Raw genomic sequence first — 23,530 nt, forward strand, 5'->3', positions numbered from 1 at the left:
GCCGTCTTCACTCGACCGCCTTGGGCGCCACGCAGCGCTTGTCGCGGAACAGGGCCCATTCCTCGCACTGACGGCCGTCTTCAAAAACGCAGACGCCGTACTCGCCGCCCTGGGCGTCACGGCGGATTTCGGATTTGCCGCCCTCACGCTGGCAGTTGACGGATGCCGGGTTGGCCATACCCACAGCTTGAGACGACGGCTCGGCCTCTTTCGCCGGGGCGCAGGCGGCCGTCGTCAGCAGCGCCATCGCCAGGATTGCGTGTTTCAGCATCGTCTCTCCCCCTCGTTTCGCCGACTATTCGGCCGCCTTGCGGGCGGCGTCCAGCTCGGCGGCCTTGGCTTCGACCTGGGCGACAATCTCGTCGATCATGCCGTCATTGGCCTGTTTGTGAGCGATCTTGCCGTTCAGATAGACCATGCCCGCCCCCTTGCCGCCGCCGGTGAAGCCGATGTCGGTATAGAGGGCCTCGCCCGGCCCGTTGACCACGCAGCCGATGATCGACAGCGACATGGCCGTCGAGACGTGCGCCAGGCGTTCTTCCAAAATTCCCACCGTCTCGATGACGTTGAAGCCCTGACGGGCGCACGACGGACAGGCGATGATGTTCACCCCCCGGTGACGCAGGCCCAGCGATTTCAGGATGTCGAAACCGACCTTGATCTCTTCGACCGGATCGGCGGCCAGGGACACGCGGATGGTGTCGCCGATGCCCGACCACAGCATGTTGCCCATGCCGATGGCCGATTTGATGGTGCCGGTACGCAGCGGGCCCGCCTCGGTCACGCCCAGATGCAGGGGGCAGTCGATGGCGTCGGCCAGTTGCTGATAGGCCGCCACCGTCAGGAAGGGGTCGGACGCCTTCACTGAAATCTTGAACTCGTGGAAGTCCAGATCCTGAAGGATGCGGGCGTGGTTCAGGGCGCTTTCCACCATCGCGTCCGGACAGGGCTCGCCGTACTTCTCAAGCAAATCCTTCTCCAGCGAGCCGGCGTTGACGCCGATGCGCATAGAGCAGCCGTGGTCGCGAGCCGCCTGGACGACTTCCTTGACCCGGTCGATCGAGCCGATGTTGCCGGGGTTGATGCGCAGACAGGCCGCGCCCGCCTGGGCCGCCTCGATGCCGCGTTTGTAGTGGAAGTGGATGTCGGCCACGAGCGGTACGCGAGCCTCGCGTGCGATGGTCCGGAAGGCCGCCGTCGACTCCTCATCCGGGCAGGAGACACGGACGATGTCGGCCCCGGCCTCTTCCAGCTGACGGATCTGCTCCAGCGTCGCCGCCGCGTCGGTCGTCGGCGTATTGGTCATCGACTGGACGCTGATCGGGGCGTCGCCGCCGACAGGGACGGAGCCGACCAGGATCTGGCGGCTCTTGCGGCGCTCGATGTGGCGCCAGGGACGGATATGGCCGAGTTCGGAATGGTCGCTCATGACGCCGGGAACATAGGACAGGAAGAGCGGCAAAACCACGACAGGCGGCGAAAGATCGCGCCTCCGCTCGCCAAAAAGATCAGCCGGCCGCGGGCGGGGCGGCGGACGGCGCTTGAGCGGCGGCGGGAGCCGTGACCGCTGGCGTCGCAGCAGCAGCCGCCGCAGCGGCCGCCTGGGCCGCGCGGGCGCGGGCCTCGACGGCGGCGGCGGCGCGGGCCTCGGACTCACGCGCGGCCGCCTGGGCGCGATTGTTCAGCGACCCGAGCGGCGACTGAGGCGCGGGCAGGACGCCGCCGTGCTCGCCGTTCAGATAGACGTCGAAGGCGGCCGGATCGGGCGTGTCGATGGTGGCCGACAGACCCGGCGGCGCGCGCCAGGCTTCGCCCGCCGCCAGCTGGCGCGCGAACAGGATGCGACCGTCGCCCTGGCGGATGACCAGGATGGCGGGTTTGCGCGCCTGTAGAATGACCTGAGAGGCCGTGGCCGAGGCGCCGTAGATGGCCCCCCGCGGGTTGAAGGCGGCCTGCACCGGCGGCGCGGGCGGCGGGACGGCGTTGGGGTCGTCCGGGTCAATCCCGGTCAACTGAGCCTCCAGCCCCGGCGTAATGTACATGGCCGGCGTCGTCTGGTCCGGCGGGGCCGCCTTGGGCGCCCCGAGATAGAGGGCGCGGTCCCGTTGATGATCGGCCTGCTCAGCCCAGTCCTTGGGCACGGCGACCAGGTCCGAAGGGTGCGGCGCCTCGATGCGGTTGATGCGCTGGAAGACGTTCCAGCCGATCACCACCGCCAGGAAGACGCCGATGACGCCCAGGATCTTGGGCGAGTTCTGGCGCATCTGCTGCAGGGCGGCGCCCGTCGGCGGCTGCAGCGGCACCGCCGCATCGGGATATTCCTGCTTGAACCGCTCGACCGCGTTCAACTCGTCCAGACCCAGCGCCCCGGCGTAGGCGCGCACATAGCCCATGGAGAAGATACGCGACGGCAGGACGGCGTATTCGCCCTGCTCCAGCGCGGTCAGGAAACGTGGATGCACCCGCGTCTTGGTCGATAGCTCGGCCATGGACAGGCCCGACGCCAGACGCGCGGCGCGCAGAGAGGCGCCCAGGGAATCGTCCGAGGGCTCCTCAGGCGTCGCTTCAGGCGTCGCCTCCGGGGTCTGATCCAGCGTCGCGTCGGCGTCGAAGTCGAACGCGGCTTGCCGATCCTGGTCCATAGGGTCGGGGTTCCGTCACGCAGGGGCGCCGATGCGCCCGTCCTCCCCGCTTAGACGAGGCCGCAAGCGCGGGCAACGCGGGAAAGCGGCCCCGCTTGTTCAGACTTCGACGTTGAGCTTGCGCGCCAGGGACTCGATCTCGCCGCGCACCGACCCGGCCGAAGAGCCGAGCAGAACATTCATCCCCCGCCGCGCCGCGTTCAGATCGGCCGACAGGATCATGCGCTTGACCGGCCCCACCCCGCCCGCCGGAACCGACAGACGGTTGTAGCCCAGGGTGATCAGGGCGAAGGCCTCCAGCGGGCGGCCCGCCAGCTCGCCGCAGACCGAGACCGGCGTGGCGCTGTCGGCGCACTTCTGCTGGATATCGGCCAGGGCGCGCAGGAAGGGCGGCGACAGGGGATCATAGCGGTCCGCCACGCGCGGGTTCGTCCGGTCGGCGGCGAACATGTACTGCAGCAGGTCGTTGGTGCCGATCGAAACGAAGTCGGTCAGCGGCAGCAGGGCGTCCAGGTGCCACAGCAGGCTGGGGCATTCGATCATGGCCCCGACCCGCAGCAGGGACGGCAGAGGGCGGCCCCGGCGCCGCGCCCAGTCGCATTCGACATCGACCAGTTCACGCGCGGCGCGGAACTCGTCCACCGTGGCGATCATGGGGAACATGACGCGCAGCTCGCGCCCGGCGGCGGCGCTGAGCAGGGCGCGCAACTGCATCCGCAGCAGAGCCGGGCGATCCAGGCCCAGGCGGATCGCGCGGCGGCCGAGCGCCGGGTTCTCTTCGCGCTCATTGTCGAGATAGGGCAGCACCTTGTCGCCGCCGATGTCCAGCGTGCGGAAGGTGACGGGCCGGTCGCCCGCCGCATCCAGCACCAGCTTGTAGAGCGCCGCCTGGGCGTCCAGACGCGGCAGCTCGTCGGAGACCATGAACTGGAATTCGGTGCGGAACAGGCCGATGCCCTCGGCCCCGGTAGCGTCCAGATTCTCCAGGTCCACCGCCAGTCCGGCGTTGGCCAGCAACATGATGCGCTTGCCGTCCCTGGTGACGGCGGGGGTGTCGCGCAACTGGTCGAACTCGGCGCGGCGCTGTTCGCGCACGGCCATACGGCTCTCGACCGCCGCCAGCATGTCGGGGCGGGGCCGCAGATAGGCCTCGCCCGTCTCGCCGTCGACGATGACCTGATCGCCCTCGGTCAGGCGGTCGCGCAGACCCTGAAGGCGGCCGACGCAAGGAATCTGAAGCGCGCGGGCGACGATGGCCGCGTGCGCCGCGGCCGAGCCTTCCTCCAGCAGCAGGCCGCGCAGCTTGTGGCGCGGATATTCCAGCAGGTCCGCCGGCCCCAGGTTCTTGGCCACCAGGATGGCGTCGTCAGGCAGGTCGCGCTGGCCCGGATGATCGCCCGCCATCAGCCGCAGCAGGCGGTTGGCCAGATCCTCGAAGTCGTGCAGCCGCTCGCGGATATAGGGGTCGCGGGCGTTGGCGAAGCGGGCGCGATGTTCGTTGCGGACGCGGTCGACGGCGGCCTCGGCCGTCAGGCCCGAGCGCACCGCCTCTTCCAGCGACCGGTTCCAGCCCCGGTCGTCAGCGAACATCCGATAGGTCTCGAGCACCTCATAGGGGGTGCCGCCCAGCTTGCCCTGGCTGCCCTCCAGCAGGGCGTCGATGCTGGTGCGCAGACGCTCCAGCGCCTCCTTGAGCCGCACCTCTTCGGCGGCGGGATCGTCGGACAGCAGCTGTTCCGGTGCGATCGGCGCCTCGTGCAGCACCGCCTGCCCGAACGACAGACCTTCGGCGAACTTCTGCCCCTTCAGCCGCTCGGGCCGGTGGGGCGCCACCTCGACGTCGCGCAGCTCCTCCAGCGCCAGCAGCTCGCCCGAGGCCACCGTCTCGGCCAGGACCATGGCGATGGTCTGGATGTCCTCGACCTCTTCCTCGTCATAGCGACGGGCGGCGCGATTCTGGACGACCAGGACGCCGATGGCCCGGCCGCCGCGCAGCAGGGGCGCGCCGAGGAAGGCGTGATAGGGATCTTCGCCGGTTTCGGGCCGATAGGAGAAGCTGGGATGCGACTGGGCGTCCGACAGGCTGATCGGCGCGGCCGTGCGGGCCACCTCGCCGACCAGGCCCTCGCCGGGGCGCAGGCGGGTGTTGTGGACGGCCTCGGGGTTCAGGCCCTCGGTGGCGAACAGCTCAAGCTCGCCTGAGGCGCGCCGCAGATAGATGGAGCAGACCTCGGCCACCATGGAGCGGGCGATGATCCGCACCACCATGTTCAGCCGGTCCTGCGCAGGCGCGCCGCCGCCGGCCCCGGCCAGGGCCTCGCGAATCTGGCGCAGCAGAAGGCGGGGCCCCCTCGCCGTCACTGCCACGCCCTTGACCATGCCTGCTCCCGCCTTGCCGCCCTCTGGTTTCAGCTTCCAGATAGGGCGGCGCTTCCGTTATCCTAGTCTTCCGCGTCCAGACCGTAGGCCGCGTGCAACGCCCGAACCGCCAACTCAGCGTAATCCGAATCGATCAGCACGCTGATCTTGATTTCGGAGGTCGAGATGGCCTGGAACTTCACGCCCTTGTCGGCCAGGGCGCGGAACATGGTCTGGGCCACGCCGGCGTGGCTTCTCATGCCCACGCCGATCACCGAGACCTTGGCCACGTCGTCGTCGACGCGCAGCTCCTCAAAGCCGATGTCCGCCTTGGCGGCGGTCATCAGCTCGGCGGCGCGGCGCGCATCGCGGCGGCCCGTCGTGAAGGTCAGATTGACCGCGCCTTCGGTGCGGGCCTGGCTCTGTACGATCATGTCGACGTTGACCTCGGCCTCGGCCAGGCGGGTGAAGACGTCGGCCGGAGCGTCCGTCCGGTCCGACAGGCCAAGCAGCGTGATCCGGGCTTCGTCCCGGCTCATGGTCACGCCGGAAACGATGCGCTTTTCCACGATCTCATCCTCGTCGCAAATCAGGGTGCCGGCGTGTTGCGGCAGGTTTCCGTTTTCATCCGGTTCGATGAAGCTGGACAGGACGCGCACCGGCACGCGCTTGTGCATGGCCAGCTCGACCGAGCGGGTCTGAAGCACCTTGGCGCCCAGCGACGCCATCTCCAGCATTTCTTCGTAGGACACCTTCTCCAGACGCCGGGCGCGGCTCTGGATGCGCGGGTCGGTCGTATAGACGCCGTCCACGTCGGTATAGATGTCGCACGGCGCGCCCAGGGCCGCCGCCACCGCCACGGCCGAGGTGTCCGATCCGCCCCGGCCCAAGGTGGTGATGCGCCCGTCGCGGGTCACGCCCTGGAAGCCCGGCACGATGGCGATCTCGCCCGCGTCGAGCGCGGCCCCCAGCGCGTCGCCGGGCACCTCTTCGATGCGGGCGCGGCCGTGGGCGTCATCGGTCAGGATCGGGATCTGCCACCCCATCCAGCTGCGCGCCTTGAACCCCATGTTGCGCAGGGTCAGGGCCAACAGGCCCGACGTCACCTGCTCGCCCGAGGCGACCACCACGTCGTATTCGTCATCCGACAGGACGCCGTCGCCGTACAGGCCGGGCGCCGCCGCGCCGACGCCGTCGGTCCAGGCGACCAGCTCATTGGTCTTGCCAGCCATGGCCGAGACGACCACGGCCACCTTCTTGCCCCTGCCGGCTTCGGCGGCGACGATGCGCGCCGCGCGACGGATGCGTTCCAGGTCGGCCATGGAGGTGCCGCCGAACTTCATCACCAACCGGTTCGTGTCGGCCCGCGTCATCCTGGCGTCTGATCCCCTGCTTGCATGGCGGGCGAAGGCGGTCCATGCCTGAGCCCATGCCCGCTTCTAACGACAGCCTTGATCCGCGCAAACCCCAAAGCGAAGAGGGTTTTTCACCCTTTGCAACCGATCGTGCCGAGGGGCCGAGCATCGATCCGGCCGATGTGGCGCGCTTTTCGGCTCAGGCGGCCGAGTGGTGGGACCCCAAGGGCCCCTTCGCCCCGCTTCACCGCTTCAACCCGGCGCGGCTGAAATTCGTGCGCGACCGGGCGGCCGAGCATTTCGAGCGCGACGTCCGAGGGCGGGCTCCGTTCAGTGGCCTCAGCCTGATCGACATCGGCTGCGGCGGCGGCCTGATCGCCGAGCCGATGCGGCGCATGGGCTTTGACGTCACCGCCATCGACGCCTCGTCCGAGAACATCGGCACCGCCCGCGCTCACGCCGATCAGGTCGGTCTGGACATCGCCTATCGCGCCGCCACGGTGGAGCAGATGGTCGAGGCGGGCGCCGGCCCCTTCGACGTGGTGCTGACGATGGAGGTCATCGAGCACGTCGCCGACCCGGAAGCCTTCATCCGGGCCTGCTCCAAGCTCATCAAGCCGGGCGGCATAATGATCGTCGCCACCCTGAACCGCACCCTGAAGGGGCTGCTGCTGGGCAAGGTCGCGGCGGAGTATGTGCTGCGCTGGGTGCCGGCGGGCACCCACGACTGGCGCCAGTTCCTCAAGCCCGACGAACTGCGCGCCATGCTGGACGGCGAGCCCCTGACCGTCACCGGCCCCTATGGGCTGGCCTATGACCCGCTGAACGACCGCTGGAGCGAGGGCGACGACGTGGGCATCAACTACATGATGATGGCGACCCGCGACGCATGAGCGGCCCACGCCGCATCGTCCTGACCGGCGGCCCCGGCTCGGGCAAGACCACCTTGCTTGAGGCCCTGGCGGCGGCGGGCCATGCGACCTCGCCCGAGGTCGGGCGCGCCGTCATCCGCCGCCAGCAGGCGATCGACAGCGAGGCTCTGCCGTGGAAGGACCGGGCGCTGTTCGCCGAACTGATGCTGGATCGCGAGTTAGAGGCCCACGCCCGCGCCGAAAGCGCCGCCGGGCCGGTCTTCTTCGATCGCGGCGTCCCAGACGTGGTCGGCTATCTGACGCTGTGCGGCCTGCCGGTCCCGGCCCATATGGAGCGGGCGGCGCGCGACGTTCGTTATGACCGGCGCGCCTTCATCGCCCCGATCTGGCCGGAGATCTTCGGCCAGGACGCCGAACGCAAACAGGACCTGGACGAGGCCCGCCGCACCTTCGACGCCATGGTCGAGACCTATCCGCGCTTCGGCTATGAGTTGATCGAACTGCCGAAGGCGCCCGTCGCCGAACGTCTGGCCTTCGTGCTGACGACGCTTACAGCGGCCTGACCATATAGCGGGCGTCGTCGCCGTAGCTGGCCAGCTTCTCGGCCATGCCCGGCGGGTTCTGGATCTCGAAACCGTTGCGCGCCCAGAAGCTGGATGCGTCATTGACCGCCACCAGGGCGACCGCCGGCCAGCCCGCCGCCTTGGCCTGCTCGGCCAGGCGCTCGACCACCGGCCGGGTGTGGCCGCCGCCGCGCGTGTCCGGGTGCAGGGCCAGGTCATGCAGATAGACCACCTCGGCCTCGGCCGGGATGGCGTCGATCAGCACGTTCAGCGCCGGGGCCGCATTCAGCTTCCAAGGATAGGCGACCAGATAGCCCATGACCGGCCCGTCTTCGGCGGCCAGGACGAAGCAGCCCTCGGGGTGCAACTCTAGGCGGTTGGCGAAGCAGGCGCGCTCTTCCGGATGATCGGGGAAGGACAGCTGGGCCACCGCGACCACGCCGTCGAGGTCGTCCGCCGTCATCGGCCGCCAGCTCAGAGTGGACAGCGGGCGTTCAGCTCCGCCCTGTTGAATCGCCATTGCACGCTCCGGTTCTCATCGTCGTCCGCCCCTTCGATCCGGGCGGTCAGTCTATCCCCCGCGCGTTCATAGATGATGCGGTGCGGAAAGTCGTTGTCGGGGTTGGCGAAAACCGCCCGCTGCGGGCCGCTGTCGATCAGCCGGAAGGGCGTCGCGGGCGCTCCGTCGGGCTGGGCGAAATAGGCCAGGCCGCCGTCCTTCAGGGGACCGATACGGGCGCTCTCAAAACCGCTGCGGCCATTGCGCACAGTCACCGAGTGGCCGACGATCAGCCCCGCACGCGGGTCGCTCCAGGTCTCGGAGGCCTCGCGCCCGTCGGAACAGTCCAGCCAATAACCCGCCAGCCATGACAGGTCGGGCGCAGGCGTCGCAGGCGCGGCGGTCTGCAACAGGACGGCGGCCAGCAGGCTGAAAACGGACATGGGCTCTTCCCTCCTCAAGGACGGAAGGTAGTTTACGCCGCCCTCACGGCGCGGGCTTGTAGGAATGCGACGCCAGCCGCCGCGCCAGCTCGACCTGTTCGCGCGCCCAGGCGGTGGCGGTGCAGCCCAGGAAGCGGCGGAAGTCGCGCGCCATCTGCGGCTGGTCGAAATAGCCGGCGGCCAGGCCCGCCTCCAGCCAGGAGGCGGCGTCAGCGCTCTCGCCCATGGCGTGATCGAAGATGCGGCGGAAGCGGAAGACCGAGCGCAGGGTGCGCGGCGCCACGCCGACGCGATCGCGGAACCGGCGCTGCAGGGCGCGGCGTTCGGCCGAGTTCAAAGGCGGCGCCTCCAGATCGTCCTCGGCGGCGGCGACCTGGGCGCGGACGGCGGAGTCGATGCGCCAATCGCCCGCCCGGCGCTGTTCTTCCAGCCAAGAGCCGAGGGCGGCGGCCTGTCCCGCCGGATCGCCGGACGGCGCCGCGAAGCCGTCCAACCGCGCCACGAGGTCCAGCCGCCGATCCGTCGCCTCGATCAGCGGGCGGCCCAGGAATTCCCGCGCCCCATCGGGCTCGAACTTGGCGGCGACGATCTCGACCGGACCGACCGGGCGGATAGCCATGGGCCGGGTCATCTGACCGGCGAAGATCACCGGCGGTTGCAGGCGGAAGGCGCCGTCAGCGTCCTGTTCCTCATAGGCGGCGGCCAGATCGACGACCAGTTCGGGACAGCCGTCCGGGGCGATGCGCTGCACCCCGCCGCTGGGGCGAGGCGCGGCGTAGGTCCACAGCAGGCGCACGAAGGGCCGTAAGGTTTCAGGCGGGGCGAATTCCTCGTACCGCTCCCCCTCCCCCATCTGCGGTCAGTTCGCCTTCTTGGGGTCGGGCGGCAGGCTGGGCAGGGGGGCGCAGGGCACGCCGTCGTCCTTCAGCTTCTTGACCTCGGCGGGGGTGGCCTCGCCATAGATCTCGCGCTTTTCGCTGCGGCCTTCATGGATGTCGCGCGCCTCGCGGGCGAAGGCGTCGCCGACGTAGTCGAAATTCTGCTCGACGTGGTCGCGCACCTCGCGCGCGGCCTGCATCATCATCGACTGGACCTGCTTCAGAGCTTCAGGTTTCAGGGCGTCGGGCGAAGGCGCGGTCTTCTTCGTGCCGGAGACGGCCGGGGCCATCACCTGCTTCCTCACCGCCGTCGAGCCGCAGACGGGGCATTCGACCAGGCCGCGCGCCGCCTGGTCGTCATAGTCGGACGAGGAGCCGAACCAGGCTTCGAAGCCATGGTCGCGGTCGCAGGACAGGGCGTAGCGGATCATAGCGGCGGATCAAACGGGCGGTCGTGGCGCAGGGCGGGCACGCTGGCGCGCGCCTTGTCCACAGCCGAAAGGTCTAGCCGGGCGTGCAGGACGGCCGGTTCGTCATGGTCGAGCCGGGCGATCACCTCGCCCCACGGCCCGACGACCAGGGAGCGGCCCCAGGTCTGGCGGCCGTCCTCATGCGTCCCGCCCTGGGCTGGCGCCAGGACGAAGGCGCCGGTCTCGATGGCGCGCGCGCGCAGCAGGGTCTCCCAGTGCGCCTCGCCGGTCGGGCGGGTGAAGGCGGCGGGGACGGCGATCAACGTCGCGCCCGCCTGGGCCAGGGCGCGGTGCAGATGCGGGAAGCGCAGGTCGTAGCAGATGGTCAGACCAAGACGCCCCCAGGGCGCAGCGGCGATCGACGCCGCCGCGCCCGGCCGCACCGAGGCGCTTTCGCGATAGGTCTCGCCGTTCGGCAGGTCGACGTCGAAGACGTGCAGCTTGTCATAGCGGGTCGTGATCGCCCCGCTGGGGTCGATCAGCAGGGACCGGTTGGCGGCGCGCGGATCATCCGACACGCCCGAGCGGACGATCGCCGAGCCGACCAACAGCCAGACGCCCAGTTCGGCGGCCAGGGCCTTTAGCCCGGCGACGGCGGGGTCGGCACCTTCGTCCGACAGGGCGGCGTCGCGCAAGGCGCGGCGTTGCTCAAGGAAATTGGTCCCCTCGGGCGTCAGGATCAGCTGCGCGCCCCCGGCCGCCGCCTGGCGGATCAGGGGCTCGACATGCGCCAGCCCCGCGGCCGCCGTCGCCGGCGTCCGCGTCTGGATCAGCGCGATGTCGAGCGTGTCGGTCACTTCAGGCCGCCAGCAGGGCGTCCAGCTCGCCCTTGCGGTCCAGGGCGTGGATGTCGTCCGAGCCGCCGACATGTTTTCCGTCGATGAAGATCTGCGGGAAGGTGGCCGCGCCGCCCGAACGCTCGACCATCTCGGCCTTCTTGGCCGGGTCGTTGGAGGCGACAATCTCCGTATAGGCCGCGCCCTTGCGGTCCAGCAGGGCCATGGCGCGGATGCAGTAAGGGCAGCCGGGTTTGGTGTAGAGGACGACTTCGGCCAAGGGGAACTCCTGAAGGCGAATGGGAAGGTTCCCCTCACTTAAGCGGTTCGCGCGCGTTTTTCACCCTCGCGATGACGGCCAGGTCCACGGCGCGGGCTCCGGCCTCCATCAAGACCCGCGCGCAGGCCTCGGCCGTGGCCCCCGTGGTCAACACGTCGTCGATCAGCAGCAGGCGCCGCCCCTTGATCCGCCGCCGCCCCGCCTCGGTCACGGCGAAGGCCGTCTTGACGTTCAATCGCCGCCCACGCGCGGACTTGCCGCCCTGGCTGGCGGTCGCCAGGGGGCGGATCAGGGCGTCGGGCAGATAGTCGAGCCGCGTGTCGCGGGCCAGAGACCGGGCGATCTCCGCCGCCTGATTGAAACGGCGCGACAGCAGGCGGGCGCGGTGCAGGGGCACGGGAACCACCGCGTCGGCCGTCTCGATCAGAGGCGCGGCCGCGCGGCTGATCCAGCGCGCGAACAGGGGGGCGAACTGCTGCTGATCGCCATGCTTGAACTTCAGGATGACGCCGCGCGACGCCTCGTCATAGACGCAGGCCGCCCGCGCCCGGTCGAAGGCGTAGGGGCTGGCCGTGCAGGCCGCGCATCGCTCAGCCGCGAAGTCGCCGCCGTCATATTCGAACGCCGCGCCGCAGCCGTCGCAGACCGGCGCCTCCAGAAAGGCCACCCGGCTCCAGGCGTCCGGCGACAGGCCCGCCGTGGCCGACGCCTCGCGACTGTCATGCGCGACGGGCGGCAGCAGAATATCCAGCAGGCCCCGGCCCGCATCGCGCGCGCCGGATGCTAAAGGCGCAGTGACGCCTTTCAATCGACCCCGCCAGCCCCCATCCTGAACCGACATGAGCGCCCCCTCTCCCTCCTCCGGTCCCCCGATCATCTTCGACGCCGCGCGTCGGGCCGCGCGCCTGAACCGCGCCGCCCGACGTTTCCCCGACGCCGACTTCCTGCACCTGCGCGCCGCCGACAATGCGGTGAACAGTCTGGAAGTGATCCTGCGCGAGTTTCAGACGCCCGTCGACCTGTCGCCGCACCCCGGCGTCTTCGCCCGCGCCCTGGCCGACAGCCCGGCGCGCGAACGGGTGGGCCAGGTGCGCGCTGTCGGCTCGACCGCCGAGCGCGCCGCGCCGGGCGGCGGGCCGCTGGGGCTGGAGGACGGATCGGCCGATCTGATCGTCAACCTGCTGGGCCTGCACTGGGCCAATGACCTGCCGGGCGCTCTGAGCCAGATCAGGCGGGCGCTGAAGCCCGACGGCCTGTTCGTCGCCAGCCTGTTCGGGGCGGCGACGCTGAAGGAGTTGCGCGGCGTGCTGACCGAGGCGGAGCTGGAGGTCAACGGCGGCGCCCAGGCGCGCGTCTCGCCCTTCGCCGACGGCTTTGACGGGGCGGCCCTGCTGCAACGGGCCGGGTTCGCCCTGCCGGTGACGGACGTGGACCGGGTGACGGTGCGCTATGGCGATCCCTTCGCCCTGATGCGCGACCTGCGCGCCATGGGCGAGACCAACGTCTTGGCCGGACCGATCCGGCCCTTGAGCCGCGCCGTTCTGGCCCGCGCCGCCCAGCTTTACGCCGAACGCCACGCCGAGGCGGACGGGCGCATCCCCGCCACCTTCGAGATGGTGCACCTGGCCGGATGGGCGCCGCACGACAGCCAGCAGAAACCCGCCAAGCGCGGCTCGGCCAAGACGCGTCTGGCCGATGCGCTGGGCGTCAGGGAACAGACCGGCGAAGAGGGCTGACGCCCGCCTTCCTTGGGTCTAGGCCCCGCCGATGGCGGCGCTGATGGTCGTGGAGATGTAGTCGTACATGGCCGTCGACCGCGCCGCGAAGGCGGCCACGGCGCCGATGATGACCAGGAAGATCAAAGCGCAGATCAAGCCGTATTCAATGGCCGTGGCGCCGCCTTCGTCGCGGTGGAACCGGCAGATGAAACCCTTCACGCCCGGCCCTCCCCTGTCGTCGGCCTGTCAGAGCAGATCGCGCAGCCAGGCGATCAGCGGTTCGTCGGCCGGAGGCATGGGATAGGCCGACAGCTTGTCCGGCTTCACCCAGGCCAGACCCGCGTGCTCGCGCGCCTCGACCACGCCGGACCAGCGCCGGCACAGGTAGAGTGGCATCAACAGGTGAAAGGATTCGTAAGCGTGACTGGTAAACACGAAGGGGGCCAGGCAGGCCTCCTTGACGTCGATGCCCAGTTCTTCCTTCAGCTCGCGGATCAGGGCGGCCTCGGGCCGCTCGCCCGGCTCGACCTTGCCGCCGGGGAATTCCCACAGGCCCGCCAGTTGCTTGCCCTCGGGCCGTTTGGCGATCAGCACGCGGCCGTCGGGGTCGATCAAGGCGACGGCGACGACCAGGACGGTGGGAACGGCGGGCGTCTCGCTCACGAGCGGTAGTCTCCGTTGATCTCGATGTAGCGTTTGGTCAGGTCGCAGGTCCAGACCGTGGCCGAGGCGCGGCCCGAGGCGACATGGACGGTGATGTCGATCTCGGGGTTCTTCATATAGGCGCTCATGACCGCCTCGTCGTAGGTCGGCGAAGGGGCCCCGTCGACGGCGGCGACGTGGGGGCCGAAGCGGATGGCCAGGCGGTCGCGGTCGACCGCCTCCTCCGTCTTGCCCACGGCCATGACGATGCGGCCCCAGTTGGCGTCCTCGCCCGCGATGGCGGTCTTGACCAGGGGACTGTCGGCGATCGACTTGGCCAGCTTGCGCGCCGAGGCGGGGCTGGCGGCGCCGTCCACCGTCACCTTGACGAACTTGGTCGCGCCCTCGCCGTCCCTCACCAACTGGTGGGCCAGGTCGAGCATGACGTCGTCCAGCGCGGCCGAGAATTCCTTCAGGCGGCGATCGCCGACGCGGCCGATGCGCGGCGCGCCGGACGCGCCCGTGGCGAACAGCAGCGCCGTGTCGTTGGTCGAGGTGTCGCCATCCACCGTCACGCTGTTGAAGGTGGTGCGGACGTGCAGGTTCAGCAGGGCCTTGAGCACCGGCGGGGCGATGTCGGCGTCGGTGACGATGAAGGCCAGCATGGTCGCCATGTCGGGCGCAATCATGCCCGAGCCCTTGGCGATCCCGGCGATGCGGACCTTCACCCCCTCGATCTCGCACTCGGCATAGGAGCCCTTGGGGAAGGTGTCCGTGGTCATGATGCCGAGACCGGCCTGCGCCCAGGCGTCGGCCTTCAGACCGGCTTCCACCTCGGGCAGGCGGGCGGTGATCTTCTTGTCGTCCAGCACCACGCCGATGACGCCGGTCGAGGCCAGCATGACGTCGCGCTGGCGGCAGTCGAAGCGTTTGGCGACCTCGGAGGCCGTGCGGCGCGCGGCGTCGGCGCCCGCCTTGCCGGTGAAGGCGTTGGCGCAACCGGCGTTGACGACCAGGGCCTTGACCCCCTCGCCGCCCTTGTCGGCGTCCAGCTGGCGCTTGCACCAGTCGACCGGCGCCGAACCGACCTTGTGGCGGGTGAAGACCCCCGCGCAGGACGCGCCCTGCGGAAAGCGGAAGACCACCAGATCATCGCGCTCATGCTTGTAGAATCCCGCGCGGGCGGTGGCGATCTCAACCCCGCCGATCGGCGGAATGGCCGGGAAGGGCACGGCCAGCGGCGAAACCATCAGGCCGGGCTTGCCCGGCGCGGCGGCGACCGCCTGGGTGGCTGATTGCGTCGCGCGCTTCAAGGCCGAGGCCAGCGGGTCCAACGCCTTTTCAATGGCGTTTTCGATCTTCTTGCCGGTCGAGGCGGACTTGGAGGGCGGCTGGCTCATGAGGCGTTTCCGGCGGAAGAAGCGGAGGTTTTCTGGGCCGCAGGCGCAGCTGCGGACTCAACGGGGGCTGAAGGCGGGGCGGTCTTGGCCCCGTCCAGGGTGATCTCGACCTCGGCTTGACCGCGAAGCTGTTCGAGCAACTGGCGGACGCCTTCATAGGTCAGGTAGCGCACGATCTGGGGCCGCGCCTGATCCAGCGTCGGCGGAGTTTCGACGCGGCGATCCTCGACCTTGAGCACGGCCCAGCCGGTCTCGGTCTGGATCGGGCCGACGACCGCGCCCGGCGTCTGCCCCTGCAGGGCGGCGGCGTAGGGAGCGGGCAGGACGTCCAGCGTCGAATAGCCCAGGTCGCCGCCGGAATAGCGGGTGGCGTCGTCGATCGAGCGCTGGGCGGCGACGGCCTCGAAGGCCGCCCCCTGGCCCAGGACGCCCAGAACGGCGTCGGCCTGTTCCTTGGTCGGCGCCAGAATCAGGCGCACCCGCACCTCTTCGGTCGCGCGGGCCAGACGCTGCTGCTCGGCGTAGAGGCGTTCGACCGCCTGTTCGGACACGGCCCCGGACACCACCTTCTCGACCAGCATGTCGCCCAGGATGCGTTCGCGCACGGCCTGAAGACGGCGCTGGGCGGCAGGGCTGGAATCGAGGCCCCGGCGTTCGGCCTCGGCGGCCAGCAGCTTCTGATCGACCACCTCGTCCATCACCCGGCGAAACAGTTCGGATGAGGCGTCCAGGGGATCGTCCTCGCCGATCAACCCCTGCGCCACCGCCTCGCGGCGCACGTCCGAGGCCCAGACGGCGCGATCGTTGACCCTGGCCACGACGCGGTCGTTCTTTTCCGGGGCGGCTTCATCGCCGCCACGCCCACAGGCGGCGACGCCCAGCGCCAAACCGGCGACGGCGACCAGAAACAGGCTGTGGAGGGGACGTCGCGCTCGCATCGGACGCTCCGGGCAAGGGTCTGTGGACAGGCCGTCGAAACGGACATTCGCGCCTGAAACACGCCGCCTTAAAAAGGCCCTCGCGTTGACAGGGATAAGGGCGGTGCTTAAGTCCCGCCTGCGCCCAAGTCGAGGGGTTTTCGATCGTCTGCGCGGCCCTTCGCGCGCCCTCATCTGCAGGGAAGGCCCGGGGCCGGCGTGATCGCGGCCCTCCGACCGGGTGAAACTGTCTTTCTCAGAGCCTTCAGCCGCTCGACCGCCTGACCCGGATCGCCCATGCTCGGCTTCGCCAAGAAATTTCTCGGTTCCTCCAACGACCGCAAGGTCAAGGCCTTCATGGGCCAGGTCGATAAGATCAACGCCCTTGAATCCAAGTTCGAGGCCTTCTCGGACGACGAACTGCGCATGATGACGCAGACGTTCCGCGACCGCGTCGAAGGCGGCGAGAGCCTGGACAAGCTGCAGAACGAAGCCTTCGCCGTAGTGCGCGAAGCTTCCAAGCGCGTGCTGGGTCAGCGTCAGTACGACGTGCAGATGACCGGCGGCATGATCCTGCATGAAGGCGGCATCGCTGAAATGCGTACCGGCGAGGGCAAAACCCTGGTCGCCGTGGCCCCGGTCTATCTGAACGCCCTGGCGGGCAAGGGCGTCCACGTCGTCACCGTCAACGACTATCTGGCCCGCCGCGACGCGGAACAGATGGGCAGGGTCTATCGCTTCCTGGGGCTTGAGGTCGGCGTCATCGTCAACGGCCTGTCGCAGGGCCAGCGCCAGATGGCCTACAACGCCGACATCACCTACGGCACCAACAACGAATTCGGCTTCGACTACCTGCGCGACAACCTGGTCTACGACCGTCGCGAAATGGTGCAGCGCGGCCACCACTTCGCCATCGTCGATGAAGTCGACTCCATCCTGATCGACGAAGCACGCACACCGTTGATCATCTCGGGCCCGACCGAGGACCGTTCGGACCTCTACAAGGTGCTGGACGCCCTGGTGAAGGAGCTGGTCAAGGACAAGGACACCTACGACCTCGACGAAAAGCAGCGCCAGGCCCTGCTGACCGAGCTGGGCTCGGAGCGGATGGAGCAGATGCTTCAGGAAGCCGGCCATTTCGCCGAGGACACCGTCGACCTGTACGATCCGGCCAACGTCAGCCTGGTCCACCACACCAACCAGGCCTTGCGCGCCAACACCCTGTATACGCGCGACAAGGACTACATCATCAAGGACGGCGAGATCGTCCTGATCGATGAATACACCGGCCGCATGATGACGGGCCGTCGCCTGTCCGAAGGTCTTCACCAGGCCATCGAGGCCAAGGAAGACGTCAAGATCATGCCCGAGAACCAGACCCTGGCCTCGGTGACGATCCAGAACTATTTCCGCCTCTACGAAAAGCTGTCCGGCATGACCGGCACGGCCGCCACCGAGGCCCAGGAATTCCTCGACATCTACAAGATGGACGTCCTGGAAGTGCCGACCAACCGTCCGATCCAGCGCAAGGATTACGACGACGAGGTCTATCGCACCTTCAAGGAAAAGAACGCCGCCATCGCCGCCCAGATCGCGGAATGCCACGTTCGCGGCCAGCCGATCCTGGTCGGCACCGTCTCGATCGAGAACTCCGAGGAACTGTCCGAAGTCCTCAAGACCTACGACTACAAGGTCGAGCGCTCACGCACCCTCAAGCCCGAATACGCGGGCCGCGAGAAGGAAGCGCAGAAGGCCGGCGACGCCGCCTATGACATCGACTACGTCACCGGCCGCGGCATTCCGCACAACGTCCTGAACGCGCGCCAGCACGAGCAGGAAGCCTATATCGTCGCCGACGCCGGTCTGCCCGGCGCCGTGACCATCGCCACCAACATGGCCGGCCGCGGCACCGACATTCAGTTGGGCGGCAACCTGGAGATGCGCATCCAGCGCTGGACCCAGGAACAGCGCAACATGGCTGTCGCCGTGACGCCGGAAGACCTTGAGGCCAAGGAAGCCGAATTCAAGGCCGAGATCGCCGCCGCCAAGGAACAGGCCATGGCCGCCGGCGGCCTGTTCGTCCTGGGCACCGAGCGCCACGAGAGCCGCCGCATCGACAACCAGCTGCGCGGCCGGACCGGCCGTCAGGGCGACCCCGGCACCTCGAAATTCTACCTGTCGTGCGAAGACGACCTGCTGCGCATCTTCGCCGGCGACCGCCTGGACTCGATCATGAAGTCGTTCGGCGTGGCCGAGGGCGAGGCCATCAGCCACCCGTGGCTGAACCGCGCCGTCGAGACCGCCCAGAAGCGCGTCGAAGCCCGCAACTACGACATGCGCAAGAACGTGCTGAAGTACGACGACGTCGTGAACGACCAGCGTAAGGCCGTGTTCGAACAGCGTCAGGAGTTCATGGACTCCGAAGACCTGTCGGAACTGGTCGGCGACTTCCGCAACGACGCGATCAACGACCTGGTCGAACGCTACATGCCGCCCAAGGCCTATGCCGAGCAGTGGGACATCGTCGGCCTGGACGAGAAGGTAAAGTCCACCCTCGGCCTGGAACTGCCGCTGCATGACTGGGCCGCCGAGGAAGGCGTCTCCAACGAGGAGATCGAGGAACGCATCCGCGCCGCCGCCGACGTGCGCGCCGCCGAACGCCTCGAACTGATCGGCGCCGACCAGACACGCGGCCTCGAAAAGCAGTTCATGCTGCAGATGATCGACATGCAGTGGCGCGAGCACCTGGTCCACCTGGACCACCTGCGCGGCGTCATCGGCCTGCGCGGTTACGGCCAGCGCGACCCGCTGAACGAATACAAGACCGAAGCCTTCAACCTGTTCGAGACGCTGCTGCACGACCTGCGCCACAACGTCACGCGCTGGCTGATGACGGTCGAGTTCCAGTTCCAGGCGCCGCCGCCGATGGAGATGCCTGAATTCCAGGAAATCCACCTGAACCCCGGCACCGGCGAAAATGAAATGCTGAACCCGATGGCTCAGAACCCGGAAGGTCAACTGACGGGCGATGATCGCTCCAAGCTGCCGGTCGAGGCCCTGCCCATCGGCTGGGAGCGCACCAGCCGCAACGGCGACTGCCCCTGCGGCTCTGGCCGCAAGTTCAAGCACTGCCACGGTAGTCTTATTTGAGGCGCGCTGACGTCCGCGGCGCTACGCTCGCGACGCGGTCGCTCGCTGCTTGAGCGCCAAAGACTGAGTTAAGAGAGGCGGGTGCGTACGGCGCGCCCGCCTTTTTCTTTGGCCGGTGACGCCGCGCGCGGCGCGGGTTAGCGTAGCGCCATGAACTACAAGCCCCTGTTTTCGCGCGCGCTGGGCCTCGATCCGGAACGCCTGCATTTCGCCGCTCACAGCCACCACCTGTGGCCCGACGTCAGCTTCGACGGCCAGGTCCAGGCCTGGGCCGAGGCCAACCGCTTCGCCGACCGCAAATGGGATCTGGTGTTCGGCGAGGTCATCCCCGAGGCCCAGGGCCATGTCGCACGCGAGCTGGGCCTGCCCTCGCCCGACAGCCTGATCTTCGCGCCCAATACGCATGAAATCCTGCTGCGCATCGTCTCGGCGGTCGACAAGGCGCCGGTGCGCATCCTGGTCACCGACGGCGAGTTCCACTCCTTCCGTCGTCAGTCGGAACGCTGGGAAGAGGCCGGGCAGGCCGTCGTCACCCGCGTGCCCCTGGCGCCGTTCGCGACCTTCGCCGAACGTTTCGTCGCGGCGGCCAAGGCGGGCGGGCATGATCTGATCTTCGTCAGCCAGGTCTTCTTCCGCACCGGCGGCCTGTTCGAACGCATCGACGAGCTGGCGGACCTGGCCGATCCGGCCGGGCCGTGGGTGGTCGTGGACGGCTACCATGGCTTCATGGCGACGCCGACCGACCTGTCGGCCGTGGCGGACAAGGTCTTCTATCTGGCGGGCGGGTATAAATATGCGATGGCGGGCGAAGGCGCCTGCTTCCTGCACGCCCCGCCCGGCTTCGGGCCGCGCCCGGTCGTGACCGGCTGGTTCGCCGAGTTCGGCCACCTGGAAGGCCCGCCCGGCGGCGTCCAGTACCGCACCGACGGCCGCCGCTTCTGGGGCGCCACCTTCGACGCCAGCGCCCTGTATCGCTTCAACGCCGTGCGCCGGATGCTGGACCAGCACGGCCTGACCACGGCGATGATCGCCGACCACGCGCGCGGCCATCAGTCCCGTTTCCAGACGGCGATCCGGTCGAACGAGGCCGGAGCGCTGGCCCAGGCCGAGATCCTGAACCCGGTCGAGGGGGCGGCGCCGCGCGCGCGCTTCCTGGCCCTGCGCCACGCCGACGCCCCGCGCTGGAAGGCGGCCCTGCAGGAAATGAACGTCATCGCCGACGTGCGCGACGACGTCATCCGCTTCGGCTTCAGCCTGTATCAGAGTGAAGAAGACGTGGAGCGGCTGATCCACGCCTGCGCCCGGCTGGACTGAGGGCTCAGAAGAACAGGCTCTCAGCGTCGCGCCGCGCCTCGGGCGGATCAGTGCGCCGGGGCGAGGCGGGACGTGCAGAAGGCGCGCGGGGCGACGCAGGCGACGCCTTGGCCTCAGCCCGCCTGGGCGCCGGATCCCCCGGCAAGGACGGCGTCGGGGATGCCGCCCGCGCGGGAGCCGCAACGGGCGACGCAGAAGGCGCGGCGGTCTTGGCCGGCGGCGGCCCCAGACGCGGATAGGCCGGCCCCGTCGGCTCGACCGCCCGGCGCGGCTCGACCGCAGGACGCTCTGCCTCCGCCTCAACCTTATCCGCTGGAGCCGAGGCCGCCAACAGCTGACGCGCCTGCGCCCGCGCGCGCGGATGATCGCAGCGGCACAGCATCAGCCCCGTCGACCCCCTCCAGATCAGCAGCGGCCGTCGCGGCGGCTCCGCCCAGCGACGGGCCAAGCGCTCGATCTCGCGGTTCAGTTCGGGATCATCCGTCGGAACGGGCCGAATCTCATGGCCCTGAGCCTCAAGCTCTGAGGCGATCTGGGACAACCAGACGACGCCGCTGGAACGCGGGCTGTCCGGCTCATAGGCGTAGACAGGACTGAGGCCGAAGGCGGCGCCGCCCGCCGCCCCTTCCAGCCGCGCCTCGAACCCATCGGGCGCGACGATCGACTGAGGCTCATGACGCGCGACCGCCAGCCACCATGTGGCCAGCGCCACCCCCAGCATCAGCAGGCCCAGGACAGCGCCGATCAGCGCGCCCAGCAGGATGCGTGGCAGGTGAGAAGAAGAAGCGGACGGCGTCATCGCAGTCAGGACTAGCATCGAACCGCCCGGCGACAACCCCTGAGGACGCCTCGCTTTCAACGAGATCTCAGACCGCCAGGTCGAACAGGGCGTCGCGCGTGATCTCGGCGTGGGTCATGGGGAACAAATGGCCGCCGCCCGCCACCGTCTCGACCTGCATATTCGCGCGACGCGACGAGGGTCGAACCGCGCACAGGCTGCCGGTCTCGCCCTTGAGGATGCGCACCGCGCCCGGATAGCGAGCCAGCGCCCGCCACGGATCATGCGCCTGGGCGCCGTAGTTGGACGCCTCCCACGCCGGGCTGCAGGTCAGTTCCAGACCGCGATCCGTCTCGGCCAGGCCGTCGGCCAGATAGTCGGCCAGCATCAGGTCCGGCCAGCCCTTGAAGGCGCCGCGTCCGCGATAGGCGGCCAGGGCCTGTTCACGGCTGTCGAACACCGCGCGGCGCTTCAGGGTGCGCGAGACGATGGGAAAGTGATGCGACAGCCGGTTCGCCAGCGGCAGGTTCAACGCCATCACCATGGGGCGCGGCCAGACGACCGGGTCGAGCAGCAGCAGGCGCGACACGCGTTCGGGCTGTTCGGCGGCGGCCAGCAGACCGCTGGTCCCTCCGATGGAATGACCGGCCAGGGCCACCGGCGGACCGCCGATCGCCTCCAGCAGGCCGATCAGATCGTCGCGATGATCCTTCCAGCTCCTATGGCCTTCGGGTTCCGCGGGCAGGCGCGTCGCGCCGTGGCCGCGCAGGTCGGGCGCCCAGATGCGCAGGGCGCTGGACAGGGGCTGCAACAGGGTGCGGTAGGTGCGGGCGTTGAAACCGTTGGCGTGGACGAAGACCAGATCGACCGGGCGTTCGTGGTCGCCGAAGTCCAGCACCGCCATCTCGCCGCCGCCCCAGCGGTTGTCGATGGGGACGCTGATCCGGCGCGGCGCCGACAGGGCCAGAGCGTCCATCAGGTTCAGGCCGCCACGCGACAGGCCGGGCAGCGGCCATGCCCCTCTATGGTGGTGCGCTCGATGGCGTAGCCGGCGCCGGCGGCGGCGCGGGCGAAGGCGTCGCCGCCCTGAACCGCCACCTCTTCGGCGGCGCCGCAGCAGTCGCAGATCAGGAAGGCCGCGGCATGCCCCTTGTCCTCGCCCAGGGCGTCGGCGGTGCAGGCGACATAGGCGCTGATGGAGGCGATGCGGTGCGCCAGGCCCCGGCGCTCCAGGAAGTCCAGCGCACGATAGACGGTCGGCGGCTTGGCCGCCTGTCCATCCAGCCCATAGCGGGCGATCAGGTCATAGGCCTTCACCGGCTCGCCCGCCGTCAGCAGCAGCTCCAGCACCCGGCGACGCGGGGCAGTCATGCGCTCGCCGTCCACGGCGCAGCGCGCCTCGACCGCCGTCAGGGCGCGTTCAACCTCGGCGGCGTCAGCCCCTCCGGCCGCGTGTTCATGATCGCAAGCGAGACCCATGGCCTACAGCTAGGAGGTCAGGGCCGCCGCTGCAACCGCATCGACGGTCGCACCCGCTCGAGCCGCGCCCGCCGCCGGCGCAATGTGGCCAAACAGCGGCGTTTGCGGCGGCCCCGGCCATGGGCTAGAAGAACCGTCCTTTCTGTTCAGAAGATCCGTTTTTCATGACCGACGCCATCCAAGCGAACAGCCCCCTGTCGGGCAACGTCCTGTTCTATTCCCAGCCCGAGCCCCTGTCGGCCGAGGCTCACGGCAAGCTGGGCGTGACCCCGGCGGACAAGCCCTACGCCTTCGTCGCCCAGACCAATGTGGTGCCGCTGACGGTCACGGAGTTCGCCCCGGCCGCCCTGACCTATCCGGTCATCTTCGTCGGCGACGCCAAGCAGCCGGTCGCGGCCATGGGCCTGAACGCCGGCGAGAACCTGTTCATCGAGGACGGCGACTTCCGCCCCGACGCCTACATCCCGGCCTACGTCCGCCGCTATCCCTTCGTCTTCGCCAATGACGAAGAGCAGAAGCGCCTGGTGCTGTGCATCGACCGCGCCGCCCCCTTCGTGGTCGAAGGCGGCGAGACGCCTCTGTTCGAGAACGGCCAGCCCAGCGGCTACGTCAACTTCGGCATGGAGTTCTGCAACAACTTCGAGCAGGAGCGCGTGCGCAGCGAATCCTTCGTCGCCCTGCTGAAAGAACTGGACCTGTTCGAGGTGCGCGAGGCCAACTACACGCCGCGCAACGCCGACGGCTCGGCCGGAACGCCGCAAAAGATCGCCGAGTATTTCGCCGTCTCGGAAGACAAGCTGAAGGCCCTGCCGGCCGAGAAGCTGGCAGAACTGCGCGACAACGGCGCGCTGGGCCAGATCTACGCCCACCTGGTGTCGCTGCTGGGCTGGGATCGTCTGATCGCCGTGGCCCTGACCCGCGCCGCCAAGCAGCAGCCGGCCGCCGCCAACGCCTGATGTTTGAGGGCCTAACGCGCGGTCACGCTGCTTGAGGCCT

The 23,530-nt window shown here is 69.2% G+C and carries 25 protein-coding genes; 6 read left to right on the forward strand and 19 right to left on the reverse strand.

Annotated elements, in window-relative coordinates; translation table 11 throughout:
* Window positions 1-7: 7 nt before the first annotated feature.
* The 5 genes from FM111_RS02295 to FM111_RS02315 all read right to left on the reverse strand — a co-directional run bounded on the left by FM111_RS02295 (window position 8) and on the right by FM111_RS02315 (window position 6,373).
* Window positions 8-271 carry a putative hemolysin gene (locus FM111_RS02295; RefSeq protein ID WP_087139116.1) on the reverse strand — a complete coding sequence of 88 codons (264 nt, stop codon included), beginning with the start codon at window positions 269-271 and terminating at the stop codon, window positions 8-10.
* A gap of 24 nt (window positions 272-295) precedes the next feature.
* Window positions 296-1,429, reverse strand: a complete 1,134-nt coding sequence (gene ispG / locus FM111_RS02300; protein ID WP_087139186.1) for a flavodoxin-dependent (E)-4-hydroxy-3-methylbut-2-enyl-diphosphate synthase — start codon at window positions 1,427-1,429, stop codon at window positions 296-298.
* A gap of 79 nt (window positions 1,430-1,508) precedes the next feature.
* Entirely contained in the window at window positions 1,509-2,642 is a 1,134-nt protein-coding gene (locus FM111_RS02305) for a helix-turn-helix domain-containing protein (RefSeq protein WP_087139117.1), read from the reverse strand.
* Between the two features lie 99 nt (window positions 2,643-2,741).
* The gene (ptsP, locus tag FM111_RS02310) at window positions 2,742-5,021 is read right to left on the reverse strand and encodes a phosphoenolpyruvate--protein phosphotransferase (RefSeq protein WP_087139118.1); all 2,280 of its coding nucleotides are present in this window, start codon (window positions 5,019-5,021) and stop codon (window positions 2,742-2,744) included.
* A gap of 62 nt (window positions 5,022-5,083) precedes the next feature.
* Window positions 5,084-6,373 (reverse strand): aspartate kinase, encoded by a 1,290-nt coding sequence (locus FM111_RS02315; RefSeq protein ID WP_087139119.1) that lies wholly within the window; start codon window positions 6,371-6,373, stop codon window positions 5,084-5,086.
* A 56-nt stretch (window positions 6,374-6,429) separates the two neighbouring features.
* Between FM111_RS02315 and ubiG the strand changes: the two genes are divergently transcribed.
* Complete coding sequence (gene ubiG / locus FM111_RS02320) at window positions 6,430-7,248, forward strand: bifunctional 2-polyprenyl-6-hydroxyphenol methylase/3-demethylubiquinol 3-O-methyltransferase UbiG (protein WP_087139187.1); 819 nt, start codon at window positions 6,430-6,432, stop codon at window positions 7,246-7,248.
* Complete coding sequence (locus tag FM111_RS02325) at window positions 7,245-7,790, forward strand: AAA family ATPase (protein ID WP_087139120.1); 546 nt, start codon at window positions 7,245-7,247, stop codon at window positions 7,788-7,790. Before ubiG ends, FM111_RS02325 begins: the two co-directional genes overlap by 4 nt.
* On the opposite strand, the gene FM111_RS02330 is transcribed toward FM111_RS02325, so the two are convergent.
* From FM111_RS02330 to FM111_RS02360, 7 genes are read right to left on the reverse strand one after another with little or no spacing between them, the layout of a single operon-like run.
* Entirely contained in the window at window positions 7,777-8,310 is a 534-nt protein-coding gene (locus FM111_RS02330; RefSeq protein WP_087139121.1) for a GNAT family N-acetyltransferase, read from the reverse strand. The genes FM111_RS02325 and FM111_RS02330 overlap by 14 nt on opposite strands.
* Window positions 8,265-8,732: a DUF6265 family protein gene (locus FM111_RS02335; RefSeq protein WP_087139122.1), complete on the reverse strand. Its 468-nt coding sequence runs from the start codon at window positions 8,730-8,732 to the stop codon at window positions 8,265-8,267. Before FM111_RS02335 ends, FM111_RS02330 begins: the two co-directional genes overlap by 46 nt.
* 43 nt (window positions 8,733-8,775) lie before the next feature.
* The gene (locus FM111_RS02340) at window positions 8,776-9,585 is read right to left on the reverse strand and encodes an AraC family transcriptional regulator (protein ID WP_087139123.1); all 810 of its coding nucleotides are present in this window, start codon (window positions 9,583-9,585) and stop codon (window positions 8,776-8,778) included.
* A 6-nt stretch (window positions 9,586-9,591) separates the two neighbouring features.
* Window positions 9,592-10,041: a DUF1178 family protein gene (locus tag FM111_RS02345; RefSeq protein ID WP_087139124.1), complete on the reverse strand. Its 450-nt coding sequence runs from the start codon at window positions 10,039-10,041 to the stop codon at window positions 9,592-9,594.
* The gene (locus FM111_RS02350) at window positions 10,038-10,877 is read right to left on the reverse strand and encodes a carbon-nitrogen hydrolase family protein (RefSeq protein WP_087139125.1); all 840 of its coding nucleotides are present in this window, start codon (window positions 10,875-10,877) and stop codon (window positions 10,038-10,040) included. Before FM111_RS02350 ends, FM111_RS02345 begins: the two co-directional genes overlap by 4 nt.
* A gap of 1 nt (window position 10,878) precedes the next feature.
* On the reverse strand, window positions 10,879-11,136 hold the full coding sequence (gene grxC, locus FM111_RS02355) for a glutaredoxin 3 (protein WP_003164178.1): 258 nt from the start codon (window positions 11,134-11,136) through the stop codon (window positions 10,879-10,881).
* Between the two features lie 34 nt (window positions 11,137-11,170).
* The gene (locus FM111_RS02360; RefSeq protein WP_087139126.1) at window positions 11,171-11,977 is read right to left on the reverse strand and encodes a ComF family protein; all 807 of its coding nucleotides are present in this window, start codon (window positions 11,975-11,977) and stop codon (window positions 11,171-11,173) included.
* Between FM111_RS02360 and FM111_RS02365 the strand changes: the two genes are divergently transcribed.
* A complete protein-coding gene (locus tag FM111_RS02365; RefSeq protein ID WP_087139127.1) occupies window positions 11,976-12,872 on the forward strand; it encodes a methyltransferase domain-containing protein in 897 nt (298 codons plus the stop codon). The two genes, FM111_RS02360 and FM111_RS02365, sit on opposite strands and share 2 nt — an antisense overlap.
* An 18-nt stretch (window positions 12,873-12,890) precedes the next feature.
* Here FM111_RS02365 and FM111_RS02370 read toward each other — a convergent pair whose 3' ends face one another.
* The 4 genes from FM111_RS02370 to FM111_RS02385 are packed head-to-tail and all read right to left on the reverse strand — an operon-like array spanning window position 12,891 to window position 15,834.
* Complete coding sequence (locus tag FM111_RS02370) at window positions 12,891-13,073, reverse strand: Flp family type IVb pilin (RefSeq protein ID WP_087139128.1); 183 nt, start codon at window positions 13,071-13,073, stop codon at window positions 12,891-12,893.
* Between the two features lie 27 nt (window positions 13,074-13,100).
* Window positions 13,101-13,517, reverse strand: a complete 417-nt coding sequence (locus tag FM111_RS02375; RefSeq protein ID WP_087139129.1) for a (deoxy)nucleoside triphosphate pyrophosphohydrolase — start codon at window positions 13,515-13,517, stop codon at window positions 13,101-13,103.
* Complete coding sequence (argJ, locus tag FM111_RS02380) at window positions 13,514-14,896, reverse strand: bifunctional glutamate N-acetyltransferase/amino-acid acetyltransferase ArgJ (RefSeq protein WP_087139130.1); 1,383 nt, start codon at window positions 14,894-14,896, stop codon at window positions 13,514-13,516. The genes FM111_RS02375 and argJ overlap by 4 nt, the downstream gene beginning before the upstream one ends.
* Window positions 14,893-15,834: a peptidylprolyl isomerase gene (locus tag FM111_RS02385; RefSeq protein WP_087139131.1), complete on the reverse strand. Its 942-nt coding sequence runs from the start codon at window positions 15,832-15,834 to the stop codon at window positions 14,893-14,895. Before FM111_RS02385 ends, argJ begins: the two co-directional genes overlap by 4 nt.
* A 276-nt stretch (window positions 15,835-16,110) precedes the next feature.
* On the opposite strand from FM111_RS02385, the gene secA reads away from it, so the two are divergent.
* The gene (gene secA, locus FM111_RS02390) at window positions 16,111-18,963 is read left to right on the forward strand and encodes a preprotein translocase subunit SecA (protein ID WP_087139132.1); all 2,853 of its coding nucleotides are present in this window, start codon (window positions 16,111-16,113) and stop codon (window positions 18,961-18,963) included.
* 150 nt (window positions 18,964-19,113) lie between these two features.
* Window positions 19,114-20,277, forward strand: a complete 1,164-nt coding sequence (locus FM111_RS02395; RefSeq protein ID WP_087139133.1) for a kynureninase/PvdN C-terminal domain-containing protein — start codon at window positions 19,114-19,116, stop codon at window positions 20,275-20,277.
* 4 nt (window positions 20,278-20,281) lie between these two features.
* Here FM111_RS02395 and FM111_RS02400 read toward each other — a convergent pair whose 3' ends face one another.
* Genes FM111_RS02400 through FM111_RS02410 form a run of 3 tightly spaced genes read right to left on the reverse strand, consistent with a single transcriptional unit; the run spans window position 20,282 to window position 22,534 of the window.
* Window positions 20,282-21,094 (reverse strand): hypothetical protein, encoded by an 813-nt coding sequence (locus FM111_RS02400; protein WP_143276035.1) that lies wholly within the window; start codon window positions 21,092-21,094, stop codon window positions 20,282-20,284.
* Between the two features lie 49 nt (window positions 21,095-21,143).
* A complete protein-coding gene (locus FM111_RS02405; protein ID WP_179204998.1) occupies window positions 21,144-22,031 on the reverse strand; it encodes an alpha/beta fold hydrolase in 888 nt (295 codons plus the stop codon).
* 5 nt (window positions 22,032-22,036) lie between these two features.
* Window positions 22,037-22,534, reverse strand: a complete 498-nt coding sequence (locus FM111_RS02410; RefSeq protein ID WP_087139136.1) for a Fur family transcriptional regulator — start codon at window positions 22,532-22,534, stop codon at window positions 22,037-22,039.
* A 164-nt stretch (window positions 22,535-22,698) separates the two neighbouring features.
* On the opposite strand from FM111_RS02410, the gene FM111_RS02415 reads away from it, so the two are divergent.
* Complete coding sequence (locus tag FM111_RS02415) at window positions 22,699-23,490, forward strand: SapC family protein (protein WP_087139137.1); 792 nt, start codon at window positions 22,699-22,701, stop codon at window positions 23,488-23,490.
* Window positions 23,491-23,530 lie beyond the last annotated feature (40 nt).

It is taken from the genome of Brevundimonas diminuta 3F5N (assembly GCF_900163625.1).
GTDB lineage: Bacteria > Pseudomonadota > Alphaproteobacteria > Caulobacterales > Caulobacteraceae > Brevundimonas > Brevundimonas diminuta_A.